The organism is Oligoflexus sp., from assembly GCF_035712445.1.
GTDB lineage: Bacteria > Bdellovibrionota_B > Oligoflexia > Oligoflexales > Oligoflexaceae > Oligoflexus.
Genome location: NZ_DASTAT010000010.1, coordinates 1 through 24277, shown reverse-complemented (window position 1 = coordinate 24277; position 24277 = coordinate 1). Strand labels below are relative to the sequence as shown.

Genomic DNA, 24277 nt, shown 5'->3' with positions numbered 1-24277 from the left:
CTGCGGCCTTTAAAAAAACTGTCCAAGCCCCAGCAAGGTCTGTAGCCTTTCCTCACGCGCCAGACGCCATTCCACCTGCCAGGATCGATTCAAACTCACACGCTGTTCCCAGCTCCAATCCCAACGAAGCCTGCTGTCCCGCTCCAGGGTCTTTTTCGGCACCAACTCGATCAGCTGACGCCAATGATCCGTCCAGGCGTGATACCAGCCCGCGCGAATCTCGGCAGTAAAACTGGTTATGGTAAGATTCGTCCCCGGCAAAAAATAAAAAAGCGAACGGTTCGCCATCAGCTCCCCAGCGATCCCATAAGCACCCTGACAGTGGGGCCGCGGCCCCTCCTCCTCGCAATGCACGCCACAGATAACCGCCCAGCTTCCCGCTGGATCCACGCGTTCAAACGGCTGCAGCGACATCAGCTCCACAATATTCAGCCGATAATCAGGAGCCTTCTCATCCGAACGCTGCCAAAGACTCAAATCAAAAAAGTTAATGTGATAGTAGGGATTGAAACCCTGCGGCGCATCCAAAAGATCATGAAGACCCCAGCGCAAACGCATCGAAAAAAGCGCCCCCTGCTCCTCCCGGCCGCCCAGAACGCTCAGCTTATGCAGGCCATGCGCTGCCAAAGGATTATTCCCCGCCTGCGAGCGATCCGGCAAAGCCAGGGTGCTTCCAGGAAGTCGCGCGCGAGCCAAAAGAATCTGATCCTCCTGGGCCCGCAGCGCCTTCTGCTCATCGGCCTCGTACCCCGCCTTGCGCAGGTTCAGCTGATGCAGCATGGTATCAAGGAGCAAAGGATCATCAAGAGCCGCCACCGTATGCGCCTGCGCGCGCCAGTCCAAAAACTTTTCCTGCTGCTCTTTTTTCAGATGCTGCCAATGTTTCTGAAATATTCTTTTCTGGGAAGGCCAGAAACTTTCATGACCATGCCCCACCACCGCGGCCACAGTCTGCATCACGGCCTGGGGCAGAACGAGGCCTTGGATGCGCTCACGAAAATTCCAATCCGGCCGCACCGCTTCCAAAACTTCCAGCAGCATGGTCGAGCAGTTCACATGCGTGAAATAATAAGGCGCTGACGCCTGATGAATGAGTTCCCACACATGAGCCAGAAAAAGTTCGCGCTCAGTCGGGGCCATGGACAGCTCCACTTCCCAAAGATCGCGATTCTCGGCATAGGCGTATGTGTTCACCAGCTCATAGTAAGGCTGGAGCGTGAAAAAACCAGGATAGCCCCCAAAGAGCCCATTGAGCACATAGGAAACGCCACCATCCGTCGGATCATTTCGGGCCAGAAAACCCAGGCCATAATCCAAAAGCGGGAGGCCGGACTCGGGATCATCTGCGTCCGCTGGATCGAAGCGATTGAACTTCAGGATATTATGCCCAAGGATCGAAGCCGGGTTTCCTGCGTAGGCTGTGGAATAGACAAGGCTGATCGAATGAAACTCAAGGCGTTCCTTCCATTCCACATAGTCGGGACACAGGGAAGCGGGCCAGGATTTTTGCAGGAATCTTTCATAGAGAAGAACCCGCGCCGGAAAACGGCAGGCGACTGCGGATGCGTTCGAGGTTTCCGCAGCACGAAGCAAAGCCTCCCATTCATGCTCGGGATTCTTTTCGCCATCAGGGCTTAAAAAAAATTCTGATGAGCGGATACTGCTCTGCCAATGGCCCAACAATGTGGATTGATAATGTAGAAGGCGCAACCAGGACGGATGCGTGGAAGGCGCAGAAGTCTGCGCCCTTGCCGGGAAGCTGATCAAAAAAAGTAGGCCAAGGATCCGAAGTCCAGGCATATCAGGAGCAGGACGACTGCAGCGCAGGCGAAGCCTGGATCATGACGGCGGTGGATTCCACAAGGGCCTCAGGCTGGATCGTCAGATAAAGTTCATGTTCAAACGCAGCCTGCATCTGACCGGCAAGATTTTGCCTGGCAAGCCCATTGCAGCCGAAGGTTGCAAGGTAGGCATCCAGGTGACGACCCTGACCGCGGGCCATGTCCTGGCGCAGGATATCGTAGCTGCGGGTGGCAAAGTGCAGACTGCGCTTATGCTCCTCCACCAGCGAGTGCTTGGCGCAGTTGGATGTTCCAAAGGTCATCCCGAGCGTTGTGATGGGGAAGAGAAAACCGTTGGTGATCGCCCGGCCCACCGAGGACAGCATGGTGTTTTGTTTCAGGATGTACCAGCCCGGTCCGCAGCCGCTGCTGCCGTCGGCCGCACTCGCCGATCCACCCATCGCCAGTAAAAACAGGCCCAAGAAAGCTGCTGAAAAGCGCATGGCATCTCCTTCCATCACGGGAGTCTTTGCGTTGATTGTAACAGATGCCACGAAAGCTTAGAAGCCGGACCTCAGTATGGACATGATCGCTTCATAGCCCAGGATGGGAAGCAGGGTAAAAAATGCCAGGTTGAAAGCAAAAAGAAAGTAGCCGAGGACCAGCAAAAGCCCGTCTCCTTCCAGCAAAGCCACGGACAGACACACGATCGCTGCAGCCGGCGGCGCATTGGTTCCGGGCGGCAAAGGCAGCGCGAGAAGCACACCGCACGCTGTGATCATCCCGCCAGCCGCGCCTTTGAACATACGATTGCGATGCATCCAATGATAACGAGGCCGGATATAGCGCTCGACTTTGTGCAGGAATTTCCGCGCGGCCTGGCAGAAGCGCCGCAGCAGGTCCTCGGGGATGCGATGGTGCACCCATTTTTCCGGCAGCCAGGGTTTCCAGCCCGTGCTCAGGCTCAGTCCGAAGATCACAATGAGAATGCCGAAGGGAATGGAAAGTCCAGGCAGCGGAATCGGCAGAAGGAAAGGCCCTGCCAGCACTAAAGTCAGCATGGCCTCGCCACGGCCGTGGATATGGTCCAGTATGCGCCGTAAAGTAATACTGCCATGACCGCAGAGGCCTTCGATTTCCTGAAACTCGCGCGAGAGACTGTGTTCGTCATGTTCGTTCAAGCAAAAGCTCCGGTCCAGGGTGGTCGCAGGCTAATCAGCCCCGCAAGGCCTCATGATAAAAACTGTGCGGATGATGACAATCTAAGAAGTCTATCTTTTTGAATTTATTTGATATTTTTACCAAACAATCTTCACTTAAAGCGATAAAGTATCTCGATTTTATCCATTTTTGGAATAACCCCCGTCTGCCGTAAAGATGGAGACTGCGCTGTTTCATGTGCAGCTGCAACCAACGGGAGATGTCTATGCAATGGTTTAAACGAATCGGTCTCTTCTTTCTCTTAAACATGTTGATCATAGTCACGCTATCGGTGATTGCCAATGTGTTTGGTCTGAACCGTTACCTCACACCCTACGGCCTTGACATGAAAGCCCTGGCTGTCTTCTGCCTCGTCTGGGGTATGGGTGGTGCCTTTATCTCGCTCGCGCTGTCGCGGGTGATGGCCAAGTGGATGATGGGCGTCAAAGTCATTCCTGATAATACATATGACCAGCGCTTGATTGAGCTGAAGCAGACGGTTCACAGCATCGCTCGCCAGGCGGGCCTGACCACCATGCCTGAAGTCGGCATCTATGAATCGCCTGATATGAACGCTTTCGCCACCGGCCCGACCAGGTCGCGCTCCCTGGTGGCTGTCTCGACCGGACTGCTGCACAGCATGAATCCACGCGAAGTGCGCGGCGTGCTCGCCCATGAGGTGGCGCACATCGCCAACGGTGATATGGTGACGATGACCCTGCTCCAGGGTGTGGTCAACGCCTTCGTCATGTTCCTGGCGCGTATCATCGCTTATGGTGCCTCGCAGTTCTTCCGCAGTGATGAAGACGAAGCGCCGTCGATGGGAATTTTCTATGCCACCCAGATCGTGCTTGAGATTCTCTTCATGATCCTTGGTTCGATGCTGGTTGCCGCCTTCTCGCGCTGGCGTGAATACCGCGCGGATGCCGGTGCCGCCCGCCTCGGTGGTCGCGAGAACATGATCGCAGCCCTGGAAGCTTTGAAGCGTAACATGATGCTGCCTCCGGGTCAGCCAGCTTCGGCTGCCGTGCAAACCATGCAGATCGAAGGCGGTCGCGCCTCGGGTCTTATGCGCTTCTTCGCAAGTCACCCTTCTCTTGATGATCGTATCGCTCGTCTGCGGGACTTGCGCGCCGCTTAAGACCTGGAAAGGAATTCTTCATGCAACTCTTCCCGATCGCTGAATACTGGTGGCTGTATCTGATCTTTCTGGGTTTTGTCGGTTTTATGATCGTGCTTGACCTGGGCGTTTTTCACCGCAAAGCCCATAAAATATCGATGCGCGAAGCCGGTATCTGGTCGGTCGTGTGGGTTTCGCTCGCGCTCCTCTTCAACTGGGGGCTGATGCATTACGCAGCCCACAGTTTTGCAGGCAATCCGCGGCTCATGGCCATTCCTGGCTTTGATCCCCTGCTGGCCTCACGACAGGTGGGGCTTGAATTCCTGACCGGCTATGTCGTGGAAAAAGCGCTGGCGGTCGATAACATATTCGTGTTTATCGTGATCTTCAGTTACTTCAATATTCCAACGCAGTATCAGCATCGCATCCTTTTCTACGGGATCCTCGGCGCTCTATTCTTCCGCGGCGTCTTCATCGCGATCGGCTCGGTGCTCATGACCTGGCATGCGGTGGTGGTGATCTTCGGTGTGCTGCTCCTCTTCACGGGTCTGAAGATGCTCTTCACCAGTGACAAGGAAATGGACCCGGAAAAAAATCCCATGCTGCGGCTTGTCCGCAAGTTCCTGCCGGTCACCACGAAGATCGAAGGTCCCGAATTCTTCGTTCGGAAAAACGGCGTTCTGATGGCGACTCCGCTCTTTCTCTGCCTCGCGTTCCTGGAATTCTCGGATGTGATCTTCGCCGTCGATTCGATTCCGGCCATCTTCGCGATCACCAAGGAACCGTTCATCGTCTTCACATCGAACATCTTCGCGATCCTTGGCCTTCGTTCGATGTACTTTTTGCTCGCGAACGTGATGCATAAGTTCCATTACCTGAAACACGGCCTGGCTTTCGTTCTGATGTTCGTCGGTCTGAAAATGGTCTGGCTCAATGAAGCCTTCGACGGGAAATTCCCGATTTCCTGGTCGCTCATGATCATCAGCGGCATCCTGATCGTTTCCATCATCGCTTCCCTGCTCTTCAAGCCGAACAGCTCGAAGAGCACTCAAGTACCATCCGCCTGAACCCTTACAACAAAGGCAGGCATCTTCCAAACTTCCGCCCCCCGGCGTCCACGGACTTCGGGGGGCGTTTTTTTTGACAGAAGCCGCCTAAAGTTCAGACGAAGCCTCACTAACGCGCGGAAAGATTTAGGCAAGAATTCCTAAGGCCGGATCATCAAAAGCTTTTTTCATCCTCTTTAAGCCACTGTTTTCAAGGGAAAAAGGCCTGAAAATTGCATTTAATCCCGCATAAAGCGTTTGGAGGCACACAATGCGCATCACCGTTTCGTTCGTCGTGCTGGCGGCAGGGCTTTTGTCCGGCTGTGGCAGCGCAGGCTTTCTTGGACTGAGTGGTTCCAAAGGTTCTGGTCAATCCTCCCTCATCGGGAATTCAGGTGATGCCATGGATCCCGCGGTTGTGGGTCCAGGTTCCGTCGATGGTGGCAAAGCGGTTTTGGAACCGCCCACCGAAAAGGAAAAGGATGCCATTGGCAAATGCGCCAAGGCCTGGGGGCAGGAGCCGCCCGTCAGTTTTGAAAAGGTTCGGAAGATTTATGCGAGCGTGAGCGTCGGCAGCACCGGCACGACTCTGCTCGACAAGGCCCAGACCACAGGTCCGTCCCTGACGCTCCTTTATGCGGGCGTCAATGTCGGTGGGACACCGACCTGGGAACTGACCAACTCGAATGGCTGGTACTGTATCGTTGTGACAGTTAACGTGAAGACGGAGCTGACGGTTAAGCTGGCCCAGGCTGCCCGACTTGCGGACAGCATGGTGGCCGTCAACGTCGGTTCCCAGACCGAAGGCGAGGCTGTAAGCGCCATCGGCGTCAATGTCAGCAGTAATGTTAAGGTGGAACGCCAGTAAGTCTTCGTACCGAAAAGGCCGAGGAAACTCGGCCTAAAAGGCATCTTTACAAATGTCGCGGAACGCAGGAATGTCAGCGCTGGTATCCCTTTCAGGAGATTCAGCATGCGCGTGTCCGAAACAACCATGATCCATAGCCTCATCATCTGGCTTTTGAATGCCGCCGCCCTCATGGTGACGTCTCATGTCATCAAAGGCATGCAGGTCAACGGCTTTGTGTCGGCTCTGCTGGCGGCGCTGGTGCTGGCCGTGGCCAATCATTTCCTTCTGCCTATCCTTACGATCCTGACACTGCCTTTGACTGTCGTGACCCTCGGAATCTTCTGGTTCATCCTTTACGGTGCCATGCTCAAGATATCCGCGGCTGTGATTCCAGGTTTTACTATCAACGGCTGGTTGCCGGCGATTATCGGTTCGATCGTCCTCACGATTATCCAATGGGTCTTTCGCGCGGCGTTTGAAACCTTTGCGTGACGAATGAAGGGAGAGAACGTTTGAACATCCTTCGTGCTCTGCGTCTTGCGCTCAGCGTTTTGATCTTCACGGCGGTGGGGATTATGCTGTCTCACCTGCTGGAAACGCGAGCCGACTTTTCGGCGTTCAACTTTTTTTCCTACTTCACCAATCAGAGCAATCTGCTCGTCGCCGTCTTTTTCATCGTGGATGCCGTCTTGCGCTGGCGGGGTCGCCCGCTGTCACGCAGCGTCTATGATCGCACCCGCGGGGCCTTGATCCTTTATATGTCGATGACCACCAGCATCTACTGGCTCTTTCTGCATCATCTCATTCATTTCTCGTCGCCGGCGGCGAGCGTGGCCAATATTTTCCTGCATTCCGGCGCGTTTTCGTTCCTGGTCATCGACTGGCTCTGGGATCGTCCCGAGACACGGATGTGCAAACGCTTTTTTGTGATCTGGCTGCTTTATCCTTTGGCCTATATCTTCGTCATCATGGGACTCGGCGCCCTGCGCTCCTGGTATCCTTATCCCTTCCTCAACATTGCCCAGCTCGGTCTTCAGAAATGGGCTGTGTGGAATGGAATCATGGCTCTGGGAATTGGCAGCTTCGCGGTCATAATTATTATGTTGAACAATAGGCTCAGAATTCCGTCAGCGTATAGCTCGCTCCCCGGCGACCGGACCGCACCGCGCTGATCGCCTGATCGATCCAGCCTTTGTAAGGTTCAATCAAAGTGTCCACTGAGAGTCCGGCTTCACAGGCATCCGGTCCGGTGGATACCAGCGCGAAAACCCTTAAAATGCCACCCTCGTCTATGAAATCAGGCCCACCGCTGTCGCCCGAGCAGGAACCCGAACGCTGCCCGCTGGTCAGAGCCACCATGCTGGCTTCGGGAAAAGTCTTCACGTAGCGCATCGAAACTTTCCGCAGAATATTGGTCTTGCCGCGGCAGATCGTAGTCGTGCAGCCAAAGCCTGCTGTCGTGATCTCTCCGTTGATCAGATCCACCGCGCCGCCGGCCAGAGGCGTGGGCTGATACGTATCGGGAATACGCTCATCGAGATAGGCCAGCGCGATATCATAAAGCGGCCGCCCTGGACTCACCAGATCCTCAGGACGCGCGGCATCCGCAATTTTACTGTCGTAATTATCACCCTTCTCCTGACTGTACTGAGTATGCACCGCGATTCGGCGAACCTTGATCAGCGGCTGCTGCTTCATACTCAGCTTCGGATTGTAAGCCGTACCGAAGAAAGCATAGGCGCGGCGGGATTTATCATTGAAGCAGTGCGCGGCTGTTAAAAGCACATCACGGGCCAGAAGCACGGCACTACAGTATTGACCAATCTCGGGATCCGGATCCATAATCGAAACCGTGTGCGCGGCAATGGGATCTTCGGGATCCACTTTCTGGCCTTTGACCATTTTCTCGCTGGAATCTTCACCGAGATGTTTGCAGGACGAGGCCAATCCCAGAAGGAAGAGAGACAGGAAAAGTCTCTGCATGCGTCTTACTCCGCGATGGATCATGTTGATCTTTATGTTTTACCATGGAGCATCAATGAAAGAGAAACGAATTACCAGCTTCGCCGAATTTTGGCCTTTTTACATGAGCCAGCATCAGGACCGCCACTGCCGGGCCCTGCACTACGGCGGGAGCCTTGCTTCACTGGGCTTTCTGCTCGGTGGGATTGCCAGCGGCCAAGGGCTTTGGTGCCTGGCGGCCATCCCCGCCGGCTATGGGCCGGCCTGGATTGGCCATTTCCTTGTCGAAAAAAATCGTCCGGCCACCTTTCAGTATCCGCTCTATTCACTGCTTGCGGATTACGTCATGCTCTTTCGGTTTCTGACCGGGCGACTCGGACCGCATCTTGCGCGTAAGATTTCGTGAGGCGTCGTCGCCGCTGACATCGTAGGCAAAGATCGGGCCGGGATTGCCGGCGTGATCTTCACCCTGGACGCAGATCCGCGCGGGCAAATCTTTTTGGGAGATGCGAATGGGAATGCGGCGGTAGGGCACCAACTTCAGCTGATCACAGCTGGTCGTGTCCCGGGGACCAAAACCCACCCGGAAAAAAGAGAGTTCGGGAACCTGAAAAATGGGTTCAAAGCTCAGATCCTGATCGAAGGCTCTAAGAGAAAGTTCCGGCTTCAGAGTCGGTGCGCGCGTATCCACGCTCAAAACCACCACAGTCGGAAAGCGTTCATCAAAACCCTTTTTTTGCAGGCACAAAAGATGAAGGCCGTTTTCCTGCGGCAGCGCGCCCGACGGCAATGCTTCGTTTCGATAGCCTGCATCATCCCGGCAGTTGATTTCACCGGCGGGCCCCATTTTCCACAGTGCGCCTTCGGCTTTGACCTTCCATAAAAGCGGCTGGCCCTGCCGATCGAAAGGCCGCGTGGGAATGGGCGGCGCATCGCTATAGGCAATGGTTTCAGGCGACGGCAAGGGACAGTCTGATCCGAACGTCAAAGTCTGATTCGGAAAACATTCCTGCAGGGAAACGATAGCAGCCGCATAGTTTTTATTCGCAACCATGACCGCGCCGGGTCGCTCCAGTTCACAAGGATTGCCCAGGTAGCAGCTGTCGCTGATGCCTGTGGCGCTGGTGGTATTCAGCAGGGCATAGACCTCGCCTTCCGCATTCAAAACCGGCGAGCCGCTGCTGCCCTCGCGAATATCCGCACAGGAATTCCTATGCGCATCAAACCACGTCCAGTACCATTCCACGACTGATACCGTTTTTTCTTCGATGCAGCGGGCCTCGCGCAGGAACTGTTCTGCCAAAGGAAAGGAGCCCTGAGGTATCCCCACCGTGCGGATCGCGTGACCGGATTCAGCAGCTTTTGCAGCCTGGGGCAAGGGCCAAAGACTCTCGCGCTCCAGCTCCGACCAGCTGGCATTCAGTTCCAGCACGGCAAGGTCAGAAGTCTTCATGCTGGCATAAATAACGGATGCGACAGCGACAGATTTTTGAGCCGCAGGGGTATCCACGAAATAATGGAATTTAATATTCCATCCGGCCGAGGCGGGTCTTTTCACCCAAACATCGTAGCTGCTGCTGCGTTCGCTATAGGGCATGACACAGTGGCCATTGGTCAGAGCCCAGGCTTTGCTTTCAGGCAAGGCTCCATCCGGTTTCCAAAGAAAAGCCGTGCAGGTCATCTCGCCTTGAAACCGCCCGACACCGGCGACAGCCTGGGCAGCTCCATGAGCATTTTTCAGCAGAACGGAAGGCTCAGGAAAACCGCCTTCTTCATTTTGAAATTTTGAATTGTAGGGACTTTGGCAGGCGCACAGGGCCATCAGGAGAAGCAGGGAAAGGCGATGCATGGCAGACCCCCAGCCGGGTTTAAGGTTCGCGAATGTTCTAGCATAGAGCGTCGCGCCCGTCGCATGGCAAGTTGACCCGATGCATGCTGTTCGACAAGCCCGCGGTTTTCCGATAAAGTCCCGACCAATCATCCAATGTTTCTGGCAAGGGGGTCTCATGACGGACAAACGCCCACAAACGATTACCAGTGTTTTGCATGAAGAACGCAGCTTTTTGCCCAGCAAGGAATTCCAGGCCCAGGCCCGCATATCATCTCTTGAGCAGTATCAAAAGATTCGTGAAGAAGCCGCCCGCGACCCCGAAGCTTTCTGGGGAAAAAAAGCCAGGGAGTACCTGAAGTGGCAGAAGGATTTTACCCGCATCCTCGATTGGAAGGAGCCGCACGCCGAATGGTTTGCGGATGGCAAGATCAACGCTTCCGTCAACTGTCTGGATCGTCATGTCGCGGCCGGCCTGGGCGAGAAGACCGCCATCATCTGGGAAGGTGAACCCGGTGATACCCGGAAGATCAGCTATGCCGAGCTTTTGAAAGATGTCTGCCGCTGCGCGAATGCTCTGAAGCAGCTTGGCATCAAAAAGGGCGATCGCGTGACCATCTACATGCCGATGGTTCCTGAAATCGCCGTGGCGCTCCTGGCCTGCGCGCGAATCGGAGCCACGCATAGCGTCGTCTTCGGTGGTTTCAGTGCGGAAGCCCTGGCCAGCCGGAACAATGATGCCAAGGCCAGACTCGTGATCACAGCGGACGGCAGCTATCGCCGCGGCAGCGTCGTGCCTTTGAAAAATAATGTCGATGCGGCTCTCGCGCATTCACCGACCGTGGAAAAAGTCCTGGTTCTGCAGCGGACGAAACATGATCAGCAGTCCCCATGGATCGCGGGCCGGGATTATGATTGGCACGAGCTGATGCAAAAGCAGAGCGATGTCTGCCCCGCCGAGGAGCTGGATAGCGAGCACCCGCTTTTCCTCCTTTACACATCAGGCAGCACCGGACAGCCGAAAGGCATTCTGCACACGACAGGGGGTTTCCTGCTGGGTGTGGCCATGACCTTTACGGAAGTCTTTGATCATCGACCCGATGATGTTTACTGGTGCACCGCCGATGTCGGCTGGGTCACGGGGCATTCCTATGTGGTTTATGGTCCGCTTGCCAATGCTGCGACCGTCGTGATGTACGAAGGCGCTCCCAATCATCCGGATGCGTCGCGCTTCTGGCAGATCATTGAAAAATACAAGGTCTCCATTTTCTATACCGCCCCGACCGCGATTCGTTCCTTTATCAAATGGGGCGATGAAAACGTCGATAAGCACGATCTTTCCTCGCTGCGTCTGCTCGGAACTGTGGGCGAGCCCATCAACCCCGAAGCGTGGATGTGGTATCGCAATAAAATCGGCGGCGGACGCTGCCCGATCGTCGATACCTGGTGGCAAACGGAAACCGGCGCGATCATGATTGCGCCGCTGCCTGGCGCGACACCGACCTTGCCCGGCACAGCCACGAGGCCTTTCTTTGGCATCGACGTCGATGTCGTGGATCACGATGGCAATCCGGTGCCCGATAATACCGGCGGTTTTTTAGTCGTCAAAAAACCCTGGCCCAGCATGCTGCGCACGATCTATGGCGATGACGAACGCTATCGCAAGCAGTACTGGTCGCATATCAAAGGCATGTACTTCACCGGGGATGGCGCGCGTCGCGACGAGCACGGAAACTTCTGGATCATGGGCCGCATTGATGATGTGCTGAATGTGTCCGGGCATCGCCTCTCGACCATGGAAATCGAAAGCGCGCTGGTCAGTCACGATGCAGTCGCCGAAGCCGCTGTGGTAGGCCGCCCCGATGCTATCAAAGGTGAAAGCATTTCCTGCTTTGTCACGCTGGAAGGCAAGCGTCAGCCGACACCGGACCTTAAAGATGAACTCATCCAGCATGTGGTGAAACAAATCGGGGCTTTGGCCCGGCCGGATGATATCCGCTTTACCGAGTCTTTGCCGAAAACCCGCTCGGGCAAGATCATGCGGCGCTTTCTGCGGGATATCGCCGCGGGTCGCAGTGCAGCCGGTGATATGACAACGCTCGAAGACTTTAGCGTTTTGGAACGCCTGCGGCAGGTCGAAGAGCAGGACTCAGTCTAAGCACGCGAGGGAGAGTTTTGGCTCTCCCTTTCTGCCTCATGTGAACATCAGGCGGGGCTTGATCTTTAGCGGAATCACGCTAGACTCGAATCCCAATGTACACACATGAGGATGTCGATGACTTCAGAAATTTCACCCACGAACGCTTCGATCAACCGCCGTAAGTTCCTGCAATTCTCGGCTTTGGCTGGCTCCTTGGCCGCTCTGCAAGGGCCTGAGGCTCTGGCCTTTCAGGCTCCCCCGAAAAAATTTCCTGATGAAACCCGTGAGATCGTCGTGATCGGTTCCGGCTTTGGCGGAGCCATTTCTGCCTTGCGCCTTGTTCAAAGCGGAAAAGCGGTCACCATTATCGAACAGGGTCGGCGCTGGGATCAGCCGCTGGCCAGGGGCACGCAGCGTTTTTCGAAGAATCTTTATCCCGATGGGCGTTCGACCTGGCTGAGCCCCGTCACGGTCATTCCCTTGGGACCTCCGCTGCCTATTCGCAAAACGACCGGCGTCCTGCAGGGCCGAAAACTTGCGGGCAAAATGGTTCTGAATGGTGCGGCCTGGGGCGGTGGTTCAATCACCTGGGGCGGCGTCATGGTCAAGCCCGAGAAAAGAATTTTCGAACGCGTGTTTCCGAAGGAAATCACCTTCGAGGAACTGCAGCCCTATTATGATGAAGTGGGTCGTCGTCTGAATCGCAGCACGCTGCCGGATGACGTGCGCGATGCCGATTGCTATCAGCACGTGCGCGTGGCCGAGGCTCATAATGAAAAGGCCGGCGTTCGTTCTGAAGATGTGGCCACCTCCACCGATTGGGATATCGTGCGGCAGGAACTTCGCGGTGAAATCCCTGCGTCGCTGACGGCGGGCGAGGCGGTTTATGGCGTGAATAGCGGAGCCAAAGGCTCGGTCGATCGCAGCTATTTGAAAGAGGCCGAGGACAGCGGGCTTTTGGAAATCAGAACGCTGCATCGCGTGAGCTCGATTGGTCAGACTGCCGAGGGACTTTATCGGGTTGCTCTTGAAGAGCTGAATGAAGACGGCGATGTCATCGCTTTGCGCGGCATCCTTTGTCGGAAACTTTTTCTGACCGCGGGATCTGTCAGCACCACGAGCCTTTTGGTGAAGGCCAAAGCCCAGGGAACCTTGCCGGCTTTGAATGATGAAGTTGGTCAAGGCTGGGGCAATAACGGCAATGCCTATGCCCTGCGTCTCGGCATTCCCGAATCCACAGGCCGCGTGCAGGGTGGACCTCCGGCGCTGGGTCTGAATGTTCTGGATCATCCCCTGACGCCGGTTTTCATCGAACATCCGCAATTTCCGGTCGGCATTGATCTGCATGCTCTGATGTATTTCAGCATAGGTCTGACACCGACGCGCGGCAGCTTCCGCTATGTACCGGAAAGGGACGAAGTGGTGATCGACTGGCCGAAGAATGATGCGGGCCAGGACGTTGTGAACGAAGTTCTTTTGGATACGCTGAAGAAACTGAATCAAGCCAACGGCGGCTGGACGAGTTCGGTGCTGACCTATCTGCGCGAAAAGGTGAAGGATGATATCTGCTATCATCCGCTGGGAGGCTGCGTGATCGGCAAAGCCTGCGATTTTTATGGTCGCGTGAAAGGTTATGAAGGTCTTTATGTGAATGACGGCGCTTTGATGCCAGGGGCCTCAGGCTGCTGCAATCCTTCCTTTACTATCTCCGCTTTGGCCGAGCGAAATATCGCGGAGATCGTGGCTCAGGACTTTTAAGTCTTTTTGACGTATTCAATCAAACCCATAAGCCAGGCTTCTTTCCTGGCTTTCGCATTTTTTCACCGCCTTTTTATCCAGCCTACAAAAGTTCACCAGCAAGCCTTTGAAGCGACGTGGAATTTACTGAAATTGCGCTCCATCTTATGAACTCAGCGCATCTTATGGCTTTGGAGCCGCCACATAGAAATAGACTCACCCCATTATTCTTGTTAATAGGATTAGCCAGATTAATATCAAGGGATAAGCGGTGATCATGAGCAAGGCTCGAACATGGCTGGTTGGTATCCTTCTGACCCTGAGTGGAATCAGTGCCTGTCATAAGGCTCGACTGAATCAGGCTCCGGAGCCTGAAAATAAAAGCGATGCGGCACGGGCGGCCTGCGCCGAACTCAATCTGGCTCGCGATGCGGCGTGGACTGCTCAGTTTCTGCATGAGTTTGTTCGCTGCGCTGCGATTCAGGATGAACGGAACGAGGAAACTTTCGCGCACAGTCTGCGTCTGATCGAAAGCATCGGCCTGGATCGACTGCAGACCGCGATGGATTTGCTGCTGATCGAACCCCGTAAAAATCTGAGCGATGCGCGTGTGTATCCTAACCTCAGCGCGCTTATCACTCTTATGGACCGCGGAATTCATGATGAACGCGGGCTGGCCCTTGCGGGAACAGAGAGCCGCTGGGACACTCTGCAGAATACTTTGAGTGCTATGCGTCCGCGGCCACTTTTTCAGTTTCTCATGGCGCTTGAAGACGCCGACGCTTTGGATGGATTTCTTCAGGAACTGATGGCCTGGAGTGATGCGCTGCCTCCTGCTGCGCTTGCCGGGCTTACGCATAAGGTGCTGACGGATGCGACCGTGAGGGATGATCTTCAGAGCCTGCAAAAGGAAACTCTGGATGATCCGCTGTTTGCCGCGGGACTGAAAAAATTGTGGGAACCGCGTTTTTATCCCTGGAAAGGGGAAAGCCAGGGGCATGCCGAACCCCAGTCTTTTTTTGGACATGCGCTGCAATATTGGAAGGCGTCCACGGACGAGGAACAGAAACGCTGGGCGCATAGCGCGGCTGCTTTTTTGCGCATGGGTCTTGAAACACAAAGAGACGAACTTTTACGCAGGACGCATGACCTTTATCATCTTTTTCGATCGTATGCTCTGCGGCAGGAGAATTTTCTTACCGATCTGCGCGAGCTTATGAATCAGGCTTTGCACACAAGCCTCAAGGATCTTGAGCCGGCCATGAAAGGTCTGGCTCAGATCCGCGATAATCCGAGTTATCGTGATGCCTTCGAGGAAAAAGCCGGCTCCACCTATCTGCACGAACTGGTCGAGGATTTTCTTTGGGACGGCGGCCGCCTGCAAAGCTGCACGATGGATTTCGCTGGGCTGAAATCCGATCCCGAACTGGATGATCCTCGGGCTATTCTGAGGCCTCTTCTGACCCCACAAGCGACCTGTCAGGGCCGGGTTCCGCTTCTCCTTTATCTGGATGAAACGCTGGGACTCAACTGCCGCACGGGTGTGTGTGGACGCTCCTGGCTGCCGGACGAGGCCCGGGTGTCTGCGGCGGATATGAAAAAACTCGGACAATTCGCCTGGAATTGGCTGGAAAAAGAGCTGCGGGCCGATCCTTATCGCCTGAAGAATCGTCAGCTGGCCTATGGCCCCCTGGACGGGGAGCGGCTCGATCAACTCAAAATATTCTGGCAGGAACATCTGCCGGAGACAGCCGCGGACCTTGTCGCAGCGGATGAGGCTTTGCAGGCTGACCCGCGTTTTGCGGCGCTTCTGAAGAAGGATTTTTTGGAATCCTGGTATGGCCTTGTTCTGCAAAAGCTGAATACTTTGCCGGATGAATTCCGCGATGTCTGGCCCGATGCGCGGAATCCGGAAGGCTGGTACCAGAAAAATAGCGATATCAAACTGCAGCGCATCGGTCTTGGGCTTTACGCCTTTGGCGCTGTGGACGCGGCGGCACGCGGGGCCTTGCCACTCGATGTGGCCTGGAAACAACTGGATCAGGAGCTGCCGGGCATTTTGAAGCCTGCTGATTTCAGTCAGATCATCAGCCCCCTGCGGGAGACGGCGGGGATTATCAAAAACCCGACGGTCTCCATCAAACCCGAGACGGAGAAAATAACTCCCGACTGGCCGGGCAGCATCACAACGCATCTTGCCTTTTTACCGAGTGGAGAGATCGCGCGGCAAACTGCGCCTTATGCAATAGCCCAGCTAACCCAGGAGACGGCTGATGGCTGGATGATGCTCACGCGTTTTCGGGATCAGCTGCCTCTTCTCACGGCCTCTTCCGATCCCTCGCGTGCGAAAAAACTGGAGAGCTGGATCAACGATTCCTATCTTCCGAGCTGGACACATGCCCTGCAGAAGGAACTGGGATACCTGGGGGAAACTCTTCCCTGGGATCTCTTCGAAGGGGACGCACTCTCGGCTGAAGACGCGCGCATGTTCGCACTCTTTGCGGCTCAGAACTGGCTCGCTGTGACGCCGAAACTTCCGGAAGGCAGCACCATTGCGAGTCTGCCTCTGACACCGGCCTTTACCAAAGAGCGCGCGCCTCAGGCGTTTTTAGGCCTGCCTGTCCTGACCGGTTCACAGCAGACCTGGGCCGGATTCTGGGCCTTTGATAGTGGATTTTTCACAGGGGCCCCAGGTTTGCAGGACCTTTTGCAAAAATTGCCTCAGGACGCGAATGCCGTCCGCACGGAATTTTTGGAAGCGGCCCGTAATCGCAAGGTTCTGACTCAGGGTCGTCTGAATGTCATCGATCGTGAAAAACTTTCCACTCAGCATAAACTCCTTCTGCAGCTGCAGGCTGTCAGCTCTGTCTATCAATCGCGCGGTCAGCAGCTGATTGTTCCCGCCGTGGGATTTGATGCCTTCTGTCCCGCAGGCCAGGGCGTGGGAGCCTGCCCCTTTACAGTGAAAAGCTTTGCCAGTTGGCGCCGCTTTATGGAAGACCGCGTCCTCGATCATTTCTGTCCTTTTGTCAGCGGCACGGATTTCAGTGCTGACTTTCAAAAGGAGTGGCGGGATGCTCTCGGGTTTCAGGATAGTCCGGCTCAGCTCGCCCAACTCTGTGCCGGACGCAAACTTCCTGCGGGGAGCATTCCCGCCTCTCTTTGGGAAAACAATTGGCGGAATGTCCTTCATATGGGACGCAATCCCCAGTTGAAGCCCGCGCTTTTACAGCTGCCCGAGGCGATCCGGCGTTTGAAGGTCCAATCCGTTCCCGGTGATTATCAAAAGTTCGTGCGTTTTCACGAGCTGGCTCCCCTTTGGATGCCGGTGGCCAATGCCAGACTGCAGCATCGGGAGGCTGTTTATTCCGCTTTTCGCTGGCATGCGCCTGGACTGATTGATCATGTGATCGCGGCTTATAATCACGAGATGGGCGATAAGGTCTTTACGGATGCTCTGAAAAAACTCGGCCGCCTTTCGAGCGAAGGCAATAATCCCGTTTTTGATCTGATTCATGCGGTGACAACGTCTTATGAAAGCAGCGTTCAGGCGCAGGAGTCGACGCTGACTTTCCTTCTGCGGCTGGCGGATTGCATCAGTCAGGACCCAAAGTTGATTCAAACCACCAGTCGCCTTTTGGAAAAACCGGAGGATCCTTTTGCGGGCATACTCCTGGCCTACACCTTCCCCCAGGCTATGAAAGTCGGGGTTTTTGAGGACTTTGCCTGGGATCATCCCAGCTATAAATTGATGCGGCTCGCCTTTCAATCCGAGAATCGACGCCTGATGCTGGGTCTGGTCGCGGCCTTTGATCGGCTGTCACCCAAGCTCTGGAAAATATATCAGGATGCCGCCTCGGGTTTTCCCGATCGCACGGTGATGGCTCATGATCTGGATAAGCTGCTGCGTTTTACAGTTGATGCCGTTGCGAGTGCGGATGATGAGGGGTCGCTGTCCCATCTGTGGCAGGATCTTTTCAAAAAGGGTTTGAGCGATAAGGCGCTGTTATCGGTGATTCGACTCACGCATCAGCTGCGGGAGCCCTTGGTTGATCTGCAGAATAACTGGCAGCCGTCCCTGCGGAGCGAGCTGGATGCGGTGCTGCAAGCCACACTTGAAGGCGGGCTTCACATCATACAATGGCTGGAAAAAATGCCTCGGGATCAAAGCTTTGATCGGATGCAGAAAGCCCTGCGGGGTATGACGGCCGGACTTTATGAGCGGGATGGAACCGAGCTTTGGCATCTGCTGCAGGATAGGCGCCTGGGGCTTGGACCGGATGGCATCATCATGCAGCAGCTCCGGGACCCGAAGCTTCGTGCTGATTTAAGGCTTGTTTTTAAGGCTTTCCGGGCCCTCGAAACGGAATGGGTGCTGGCCGCTTTGGATGAATGGGAGGAACTCGCCCGTTCGACTCAAAAGGTTTTGCATTATTTTGAAAAGAACGTCGCATGGCGCGGAACCGGCGCGATCAGCTATCAGTATTTCATCAAGACCCTCGATCAACAGATGCAGGATGGGCAGAAGCGTCTGCGGGATCAGTTGAATCTTATCCGCATCTGGCTTCGACGCGAGGACTGTGAAAAGGGGAACGCCGCATGTTAAGGACTGGTATTCTCATTCTAATGTTCTCGCTTCTCGCGGCCTGCAGCCCTGGAAAAAAGCTGCCGAAGGTGTCGGCGCATCAGAATCCCGAAACGGGGGCAGCCACGGAATTAACCAGCCCATTGCCCCCGGCACTGGGCGATCGTCCGTCCACGCCTCCTCCATCCACGGCGCCTGATCTTCTGCCGGTGCCCAAACCCGCGCCATCAGCTCCGAATCCGCTGCCACCGATCGATGATGATGTACCGGCTCGCGATCGCGTTCTTGCGGCCACGGGTCGCCTTTGCAGTGATGCGGATTTTGGCAAGACGGGCTTGGAAGTTTGCTGGAAATCCGGTGCCGCGCGCAGCATATCCCGCTTTGATACGATCACCCTGAATTTTTCTTTGCAGCGCGGCGGCGGTGGACTGGTCGAGCAGCTGGCGCAGGAGCAGGTGAATAATAATTTTCAGATGCTCGATAGCCGTGGACAGAAGGTGAACGGCACCTTGATTTGGAAAGATAATCGAACGCTGCTCTTTGATCCCTATCAGGAACTTTTGCCCGAGGAAACGTATCGAATTCAAATCCTTTCAGATGCCGGTTCATCCACCAGGCCCATCTCCAACCAGGGTCGTCCGCTGACGCCTTTCTCTTTGGAGCTGACGACCGGTGCCGCCTTTCGCATGAACCATCGGCTGGATGGTCTTCCGCTTTCGCTGACGCAGGGCACTCAATTCAACAAAGGAACGCATCCTGAGCCCCTGCTCGAAAGTCAGCTGGATGACAGGGATAACGCGAAACGGATAAACCTGCGGCGTCTTGGTTCGAAAGAGAGCTGGCAGGCCTGTGACAATGATTGTTCAAAGGCTTCGCTGAGCGTGAAGCTGGTCGGTGCCTTGGCACCGATACCGGGTGTAAATGCCTATGAGTGGGCCATCACGAGTGAGCGCGGTGAAACCTATTATCGGCAGCTCGCCTTTCTGTGGGGTGATCTTACCGAAGCACGCACGAACACCATGGTTCACGCGGCCCTTGATGCCAATAACGGTCTGCCAGCTTTTGCGCGTTTGATCGGTGATTTCGCGGCGGGACGCTTTACCATGGATTATGTGGACGAGCAGGGTCGGGGTGTTCCGCGGCTTAATTTTAATGGCATCATGGAAGTGAAGAAGGGTGCGTATCCCAGGACGGTGCCAGGAGCCTGTGACGGTCGCGCGCCCTCTGAATTTATTTACCTGCAGAACCTGGGGCCTTTCTGCAATTTACCAGTGTCAGGCCAGACGCCTCTTCTCGGCGGGCTCATCGGTAAGGTGAATTACAAGGCCATCACCGACATCTATGTGTCCGAAATGAAGATTGCGGAAACGCCAGGCAATGTGAGTGCACGCCTCGTTCCTGAAGCGGATAATCTCGCGGTTCATATGGGCGTGAAGCATTTTTATGGACGTCTGAAGATCATTGTGCGCATTGATGAAGCGAAGTACCTCGGCATATCTGTACCAGGGGCCACAGGCTATTTTGAATTTGATACTGCGTTCACTATGGATGGCCCCCTTCTGGAGTCGCATGCGAAGACGGATATGGATGCCAGAGGTGGCCGTATTTCCCTTAAAATCAGGGGAATTGAAGGCTTTGATCTGCGTCAGCCTCGCAATGGCGATGCCAATGGATCGACTTATTTTGACACCAAGGACTGGCATGATCATGTGGTGGTGAACGATCCTGAGCAAATAGATCCGAACTCAGGACTGTGGGCCAGCATCGTGAATTTTATCGTGAACCAGGCGGTTCGCGAGAAAGTGGATTCGTTTAAACCGCAGATCGTGAATGGCATCGCTCGCGATATTATACAAATTGTGGCACCCAATAGTTTAAGCACCATAGCCCATCAGCTGGGTGAGGGTCTAACCTTGCCGCTGCCTTATTATCTCCCCGAACCGATTGCATCGTTTCAGGCCAAAATCAAGGGTCAGATCTTTGATGGCCTCGGATTGAAATCCACCGCCGAGAATCGCTTTATCACGGCAAAAATCGGCGTGAACATCGAAGGCATTCCCACGCCTGGACAGGAAGCTCCTCCCGCTCTGCTTGGGGACAGTGGCGTTCTGAAGTTAAGCCAGAGGGCCTTGCCCACACCGCAGGACCTTGGAGTCTCGACACCGTCCGGCACGCTCCTTTCACTGCCAGTCGATGCACTGAATCAAACGCTGCAGGATGTCTGGCGTAAGGGCATGTTTCACCTGAGTCTGAATCAGAAGGTGATTCGTACGATTGAACGCTTCGCCGTCTTTGATCCCAATCAGCTGAAAAATGGGAAGGAAATTCTGCTGGCCGAATTCATTCCCAAACTGATGAGCAGTGATCTGAGTCGCGTGCAGGCGATCGGTGCGGATGGCAAACCGATCACGATAGGCCGCGAGGATGTCATCAACCTGAGCATCAAACCGCTCCTGCCACCTGTGCTGCAGCTCCTGCCCGGCAAGCCGTCGGGGGATGGGCGGGCGCTGCCCCAGTTTGAATTGGCGTTTGGGGATATGCTGATGGAAGTGAAGGGGCAGCATGAAGGGAAGCCCTATAAGCTGGCCACCATTCGGATGGCCATGCGTTCGAAGAGTACTTTGGGCTTTAAACCCTACAGCAATCCGAAAAAGTTAAAGACCTTTGAGAAGGTGGGGGCTTTGAGTCTTGTCATTGATCGCAGCGCGGATTCGCTGGATTTCATGGTCGAGGTGCTCGAAGGGCCTGAAGCCAATCCCTTTGGTTTTGATACCGAAAAGTTGCGCTCTGCTGTGAATAGCATGGTCGATGAACTCTTTCTTCCTCTTGTGAATGATACGCTGCGCGAGCTGCCTTTGACCGGACTGAAAACCTGCGGGCTGGAGCTCGATGCCGGTAGCATGGCTTTCATGCCTGTTCCAGAGCAGCATGCGGCCACGACCCTGGTTTTGAAAGCACCGATTACGTCCTATCCCTATAGCGGTCACTGCGATCTGAAGCCTGATATTCCGGCGAACCCGGAGCCTTTGCCTGACCCTGAGCCCGAACCCAATCCCACACCGACGCCGACGCCCGGTCCTGGCGGAAATCCCGGGGATGCGGATGGTGAACCTATTCCCTATAATTTGAGTATGGACTTCAGCCAGATACCGTGGCAGCTCGGCAGCAGTGGTGATCTGCCTCCGGTGGAAGAGGAGTGCCGAACACAGGTCTTTTACGATGTGTCCTGCGCCAGCGCGCGGGTTGTCTATCGCATGAAAAATGGTGTGGTGGAAAAGGATGAGCGCGGCCGGCCCATTTATGATTATACCTTGATTCGTCTTTTCACTCTGGTCAGCAAGGATCAGTATCAACTGAGGCGCGGCGATGAGCCTTCGGTCGAAGGTCAGTTCTTTGATTTCGATCGCTGGCCGGATTATGCGCAGGGTTTTGAAGAAAATTTGATCTTCCACGAATCGATCCGCATGCGGCCTGTGAAAACTCAGTACGGTGTTTTCCTGAGGCACTATGTGGATTACGAATCCAATTCACCGAAGGCCTCGGGCTTTATTCCGATTCGCAATGTGACCATGCACCGACTGCTGGATCGACCGTTTACGGGCGCGGAAGTCTCGACCGAATTTTTCGTGGATCTCAGCGCCGAGGTTCCGATACCGGACGGCCGCCGACCTTTGCGCAAAGCCGAAGGCCTTGATTATCACATCGGCAATATGCATATCGTCGACTGCGGAAAGCAGGCCTGGTGTAACGATTCGAGTCAGTGGCTGATGATCTATGACTCCAAATTACGCCCCGAGGACAAGAGCATACCCGAGGACGTGGTGCCTTATCTGAAGGCGGCTTTGAATTCAATTGTGGCGGGCATGTTTCCCTAGGACCGGGTCCTTATGATACTCTCAGGCAGGCGACGCTAAGAAGAAAGTCGATGTTTTTGGGAGCAGGATGGGACATGAATAGCCTTACGGAATTAGTCCAGCTGGCGAGACGGATGCAAGCCAGCGATATCCACATGGAATCGGGTGGAAACGTTTATTTTCGCTGTGATGGGAAGATCAAAAATCAGGGTGGGCCGATCAGTTACGATAAGCTGCGGCAGTGGACCAAGGATCTTTTGGGACCTCGTTATGACACTTTGAAAGCCGAACGGTCCTTCGATCTTTCCGAACAGATAGGTGGAGCCCGCTGCCGGGTGCACATTTTTTATAGCGCGCGCGGCCTCTCCTATTCCATTCGCCTCCTGGCGCAATCCCAGCCTACCCTTGCCGGATTGAATCTGCATCCCAACTTTGAAAAGATTCTGCAGCTGCAGCATGGGCTCGTGCTTATTTCCGGCCCAACCCGCTCGGGGAAATCCACGACGCTGGCGGCGCTTATTCATGAACTCAATGTCAGGAAATCTCTGAATATCGTGACTCTGGAGCAGCCCATCGAATATTTTCACGCCAATCAAAACTCTTTGATTCGGCAGCGGGAAGTGGGACGGGATACGCCGAGCTTTGGCCAGGGGTTGAAGGACGCCCTGCGCGAAGATCCTGATGTGATTCTGGTGGGTGAGCTGCGCGATCGTGAGGCCATCCAGCTGACTCTGAATGCGGCCGAGACGGGTCACCTTGTTTTTGCCACGCTGCATGCGTCGAGTGTTTCGGAAGCGATTCAACGCATCCTGAGCGCTTTTCCCGCGGAGATTCGTGAGCACACCGCCGATCAGCTGGCGCAGGTTCTGCAGGTGGTTGTCTGTCAGACTCTGACGCTGATTCCCAAGTTTAATGAGCAGGCTCCGATCTGTGAGCTCTTCTTCACCTCGACAGCCGCCCGCAGTAAAATTCGTCTGTGTGATATAACCAGCCTCGGTGATACCTATTATGGTGGGACGGATTTAGGATGTCTGCATCGTGAAAAATACCGGCAGTGGCTGGAAGCAAAACCCAAGCTCATCAAGCCGGTTCGCTATGGGCCTTCGGCTCCCGCTCCGTCTCCCGCAGACGCTGTGATTCCGGAGCGCTATGAGACGCCGGCGGCGGCGCCGAAGAAATCAGGCAGTCCTGCGTCCGGTGACACGGTCTATACCATCGACGATCCCGATGATGATGACCTTTGGACCGCGATTCGGGATCTTGAGAAATAAATCCTCAGCCGCCCTGCGCCGCGAGCAGGGCTTCCCCGTAACGCCGGGCCTGGAATTCACTCTGCCGCCCGAGCCACTCTTCCAAAAGCGTATTGCCGGTCAGCGTTTTTTTGTGCAGCTGAGCCAGTTGATAGACCTGCTCGGTGAGTATGGCTTTTTTCTGCTCGGGACTTAGATTGTCCAAAGGAAGATCTGCATTCAAGCGGCTGCGCATGAGGAAAGGCTGGGATTCAAAGGAAACGAAGGCAAAGGACGTGGGCCACCGGATGCCCCATAGGTCTTTCAGAATATCGGCGCGGGAGAACTTTTGCTTCCGGGCCCATTTTCCCCTTTGGCTTGCTGGTTCCGTGAGTTCCTTGAATTCAATGATGTCCTGCTTTTGAGGCGCCGCTTCCACAAGGACCCAATAGCGTTCCAGTCCCGCGCTGCCGCCGGAGCTGACCTCGTATTCAGCGGCGTCCAGGAACTGACAGCCGGGGCAGTGGGGTTTGATAAGGGCGAAGAGAGCCTGAGCTTTCGGTGCAGGCAAAGCCTTGAGTGGGCCTTCTATTCTGATTTTGCCCTTTTTCGTTTTATTCAGCATTTTATTGACTGTGGCGCTGACGTCGGGGCGTAAGCTTGCCGAAAGTTTATCCTGCGATTCCCCGCCGTTCAGAAAATGCACATAAGCGCGGCGCAGATCTGCCTCCAGTTTGCTGTCCTTCACCATGATTTTCAGGGTTGTGAAATAACGGAGTGCATCGAATGCCACGGGGCAGGCGCCGCTGTCGTCGACATCGTTGTAGCTATATTCCAGGGCTTCTTCCTGACTGCTGTCGTCTCCTGGCTTGCTGCTGTCTACTTGCTTGCTGCTGTCTACTTGCTTGCTGCTGTCTACTTGCCTGCCGCCGTCTCCGAATAGGA

General features: G+C 55.1%; 17 protein-coding genes. 11 read left to right on the top strand and 6 right to left on the bottom strand.

Annotated elements, in window-relative coordinates; genetic code table 11:
- Window positions 1–9: 9 nt before the first annotated feature.
- From VFO10_RS01210 to VFO10_RS01200, 3 genes are all read right to left on the bottom strand, one after another.
- A complete protein-coding gene (locus VFO10_RS01210; RefSeq protein ID WP_325136837.1) occupies window positions 10–1593 on the bottom strand; it encodes a DUF4105 domain-containing protein in 1584 nt (527 codons plus the stop codon).
- A gap of 208 nt (window positions 1594–1801) precedes the next feature.
- Complete coding sequence (locus VFO10_RS01205) at window positions 1802–2284, bottom strand: DUF3015 family protein (RefSeq protein ID WP_325136836.1); 483 nt, start codon at window positions 2282–2284, stop codon at window positions 1802–1804.
- Window positions 2285–2341: 57 nt separating this feature from the next.
- Window positions 2342–2962 carry an exopolysaccharide biosynthesis protein gene (locus tag VFO10_RS01200; protein ID WP_325136835.1) on the bottom strand — a complete coding sequence of 207 codons (621 nt, stop codon included), beginning with the start codon at window positions 2960–2962 and terminating at the stop codon, window positions 2342–2344.
- A 245-nt stretch (window positions 2963–3207) separates the two neighbouring features.
- On the opposite strand from VFO10_RS01200, the gene htpX reads away from it, so the two are divergent.
- The 5 genes from htpX to VFO10_RS01175 all read left to right on the top strand — a co-directional run bounded on the left by htpX (window position 3208) and on the right by VFO10_RS01175 (window position 7169).
- A complete protein-coding gene (htpX, locus tag VFO10_RS01195; RefSeq protein ID WP_325136834.1) occupies window positions 3208–4122 on the top strand; it encodes a protease HtpX in 915 nt (304 codons plus the stop codon).
- 20 nt (window positions 4123–4142) lie between these two features.
- Window positions 4143–5168, top strand: a complete 1026-nt coding sequence (locus VFO10_RS01190) for a TerC family protein (RefSeq protein ID WP_325136833.1) — start codon at window positions 4143–4145, stop codon at window positions 5166–5168.
- Between the two features lie 250 nt (window positions 5169–5418).
- Window positions 5419–6015: a hypothetical protein gene (locus VFO10_RS01185; RefSeq protein WP_325136832.1), complete on the top strand. Its 597-nt coding sequence runs from the start codon at window positions 5419–5421 to the stop codon at window positions 6013–6015.
- Between the two features lie 105 nt (window positions 6016–6120).
- On the top strand, window positions 6121–6489 hold the full coding sequence (locus VFO10_RS01180; protein ID WP_325136831.1) for a phage holin family protein: 369 nt from the start codon (window positions 6121–6123) through the stop codon (window positions 6487–6489).
- Between the two features lie 20 nt (window positions 6490–6509).
- Window positions 6510–7169, top strand: a complete 660-nt coding sequence (locus tag VFO10_RS01175; protein ID WP_325136830.1) for a Pr6Pr family membrane protein — start codon at window positions 6510–6512, stop codon at window positions 7167–7169.
- Here VFO10_RS01175 and VFO10_RS01170 read toward each other — a convergent pair.
- Window positions 7114–7980 (bottom strand): S1 family peptidase, encoded by an 867-nt coding sequence (locus VFO10_RS01170; RefSeq protein ID WP_325136829.1) that lies wholly within the window; start codon window positions 7978–7980, stop codon window positions 7114–7116. The two genes, VFO10_RS01175 and VFO10_RS01170, sit on opposite strands and share 56 nt — an antisense overlap.
- A 55-nt stretch (window positions 7981–8035) precedes the next feature.
- On the opposite strand from VFO10_RS01170, the gene VFO10_RS01165 reads away from it, so the two are divergent.
- A complete protein-coding gene (locus VFO10_RS01165) occupies window positions 8036–8365 on the top strand; it encodes a DUF962 domain-containing protein (RefSeq protein WP_325136828.1) in 330 nt (109 codons plus the stop codon).
- Here VFO10_RS01165 and VFO10_RS01160 read toward each other — a convergent pair.
- Complete coding sequence (locus VFO10_RS01160; protein ID WP_325136827.1) at window positions 8285–9808, bottom strand: serine protease; 1524 nt, start codon at window positions 9806–9808, stop codon at window positions 8285–8287. The two genes, VFO10_RS01165 and VFO10_RS01160, sit on opposite strands and share 81 nt — an antisense overlap.
- 157 nt (window positions 9809–9965) lie before the next feature.
- Between VFO10_RS01160 and acs the strand changes: the two genes are divergently transcribed.
- The 5 genes from acs (at window position 9966) to VFO10_RS01135 (ending at window position 23374) form a co-directional block, all read left to right on the top strand.
- Window positions 9966–11945 carry an acetate--CoA ligase gene (gene acs, locus VFO10_RS01155; RefSeq protein WP_325136826.1) on the top strand — a complete coding sequence of 660 codons (1980 nt, stop codon included), beginning with the start codon at window positions 9966–9968 and terminating at the stop codon, window positions 11943–11945.
- A 117-nt stretch (window positions 11946–12062) separates the two neighbouring features.
- The gene (locus VFO10_RS01150) at window positions 12063–13685 is read left to right on the top strand and encodes a GMC oxidoreductase (RefSeq protein ID WP_325136825.1); all 1623 of its coding nucleotides are present in this window, start codon (window positions 12063–12065) and stop codon (window positions 13683–13685) included.
- A 256-nt stretch (window positions 13686–13941) separates the two neighbouring features.
- Entirely contained in the window at window positions 13942–18270 is a 4329-nt protein-coding gene (locus VFO10_RS01145) for a hypothetical protein (protein ID WP_325136824.1), read from the top strand.
- On the top strand, window positions 18264–22124 hold the full coding sequence (locus VFO10_RS01140) for a hypothetical protein (protein ID WP_325136823.1): 3861 nt from the start codon (window positions 18264–18266) through the stop codon (window positions 22122–22124). The genes VFO10_RS01145 and VFO10_RS01140 overlap by 7 nt, the downstream gene beginning before the upstream one ends.
- A 74-nt stretch (window positions 22125–22198) precedes the next feature.
- Complete coding sequence (locus VFO10_RS01135; protein ID WP_325136822.1) at window positions 22199–23374, top strand: type IV pilus twitching motility protein PilT; 1176 nt, start codon at window positions 22199–22201, stop codon at window positions 23372–23374.
- Between the two features lie 4 nt (window positions 23375–23378).
- On the opposite strand, the gene VFO10_RS01130 is transcribed toward VFO10_RS01135, so the two are convergent.
- On the bottom strand, window positions 23379–24277 hold an 899-nt coding region (locus tag VFO10_RS01130), incomplete at its 5' end, for a hypothetical protein (protein ID WP_325136821.1).

Bases quoted from the DNA above. Each gene is read 5' to 3' on its own strand.
- VFO10_RS01205 (WP_325136836.1), bottom strand. From the start codon at position 2,284: ATGCGCTTTTCAGCAGCTTTCTTGGGCCTGTTTTTACTGGCGATGGGT.
- htpX (WP_325136834.1), top strand. From the start codon at position 3,208: ATGCAATGGTTTAAACGAATCGGTCTCTTCTTTCTCTTAAACATGTTG.
- VFO10_RS01190 (WP_325136833.1), top strand. From the start codon at position 4,143: ATGCAACTCTTCCCGATCGCTGAATACTGGTGGCTGTATCTGATCTTT.
- VFO10_RS01185 (WP_325136832.1), top strand. From the start codon at position 5,419: ATGCGCATCACCGTTTCGTTCGTCGTGCTGGCGGCAGGGCTTTTGTCC.
- VFO10_RS01180 (WP_325136831.1), top strand. From the start codon at position 6,121: ATGCGCGTGTCCGAAACAACCATGATCCATAGCCTCATCATCTGGCTT.
- VFO10_RS01170 (WP_325136829.1), bottom strand. From the start codon at position 7,980: ATGCAGAGACTTTTCCTGTCTCTCTTCCTTCTGGGATTGGCCTCGTCC.
- VFO10_RS01165 (WP_325136828.1), top strand. From the start codon at position 8,036: ATGAAAGAGAAACGAATTACCAGCTTCGCCGAATTTTGGCCTTTTTAC.
- VFO10_RS01160 (WP_325136827.1), bottom strand. From the start codon at position 9,808: ATGCATCGCCTTTCCCTGCTTCTCCTGATGGCCCTGTGCGCCTGCCAA.
- acs (WP_325136826.1), top strand. From the start codon at position 9,966: ATGACGGACAAACGCCCACAAACGATTACCAGTGTTTTGCATGAAGAA.
- VFO10_RS01150 (WP_325136825.1), top strand. From the start codon at position 12,063: ATGACTTCAGAAATTTCACCCACGAACGCTTCGATCAACCGCCGTAAG.
- VFO10_RS01145 (WP_325136824.1), top strand. From the start codon at position 13,942: ATGAGCAAGGCTCGAACATGGCTGGTTGGTATCCTTCTGACCCTGAGT.
- VFO10_RS01140 (WP_325136823.1), top strand. From the start codon at position 18,264: ATGTTAAGGACTGGTATTCTCATTCTAATGTTCTCGCTTCTCGCGGCC.
- VFO10_RS01135 (WP_325136822.1), top strand. From the start codon at position 22,199: ATGAATAGCCTTACGGAATTAGTCCAGCTGGCGAGACGGATGCAAGCC.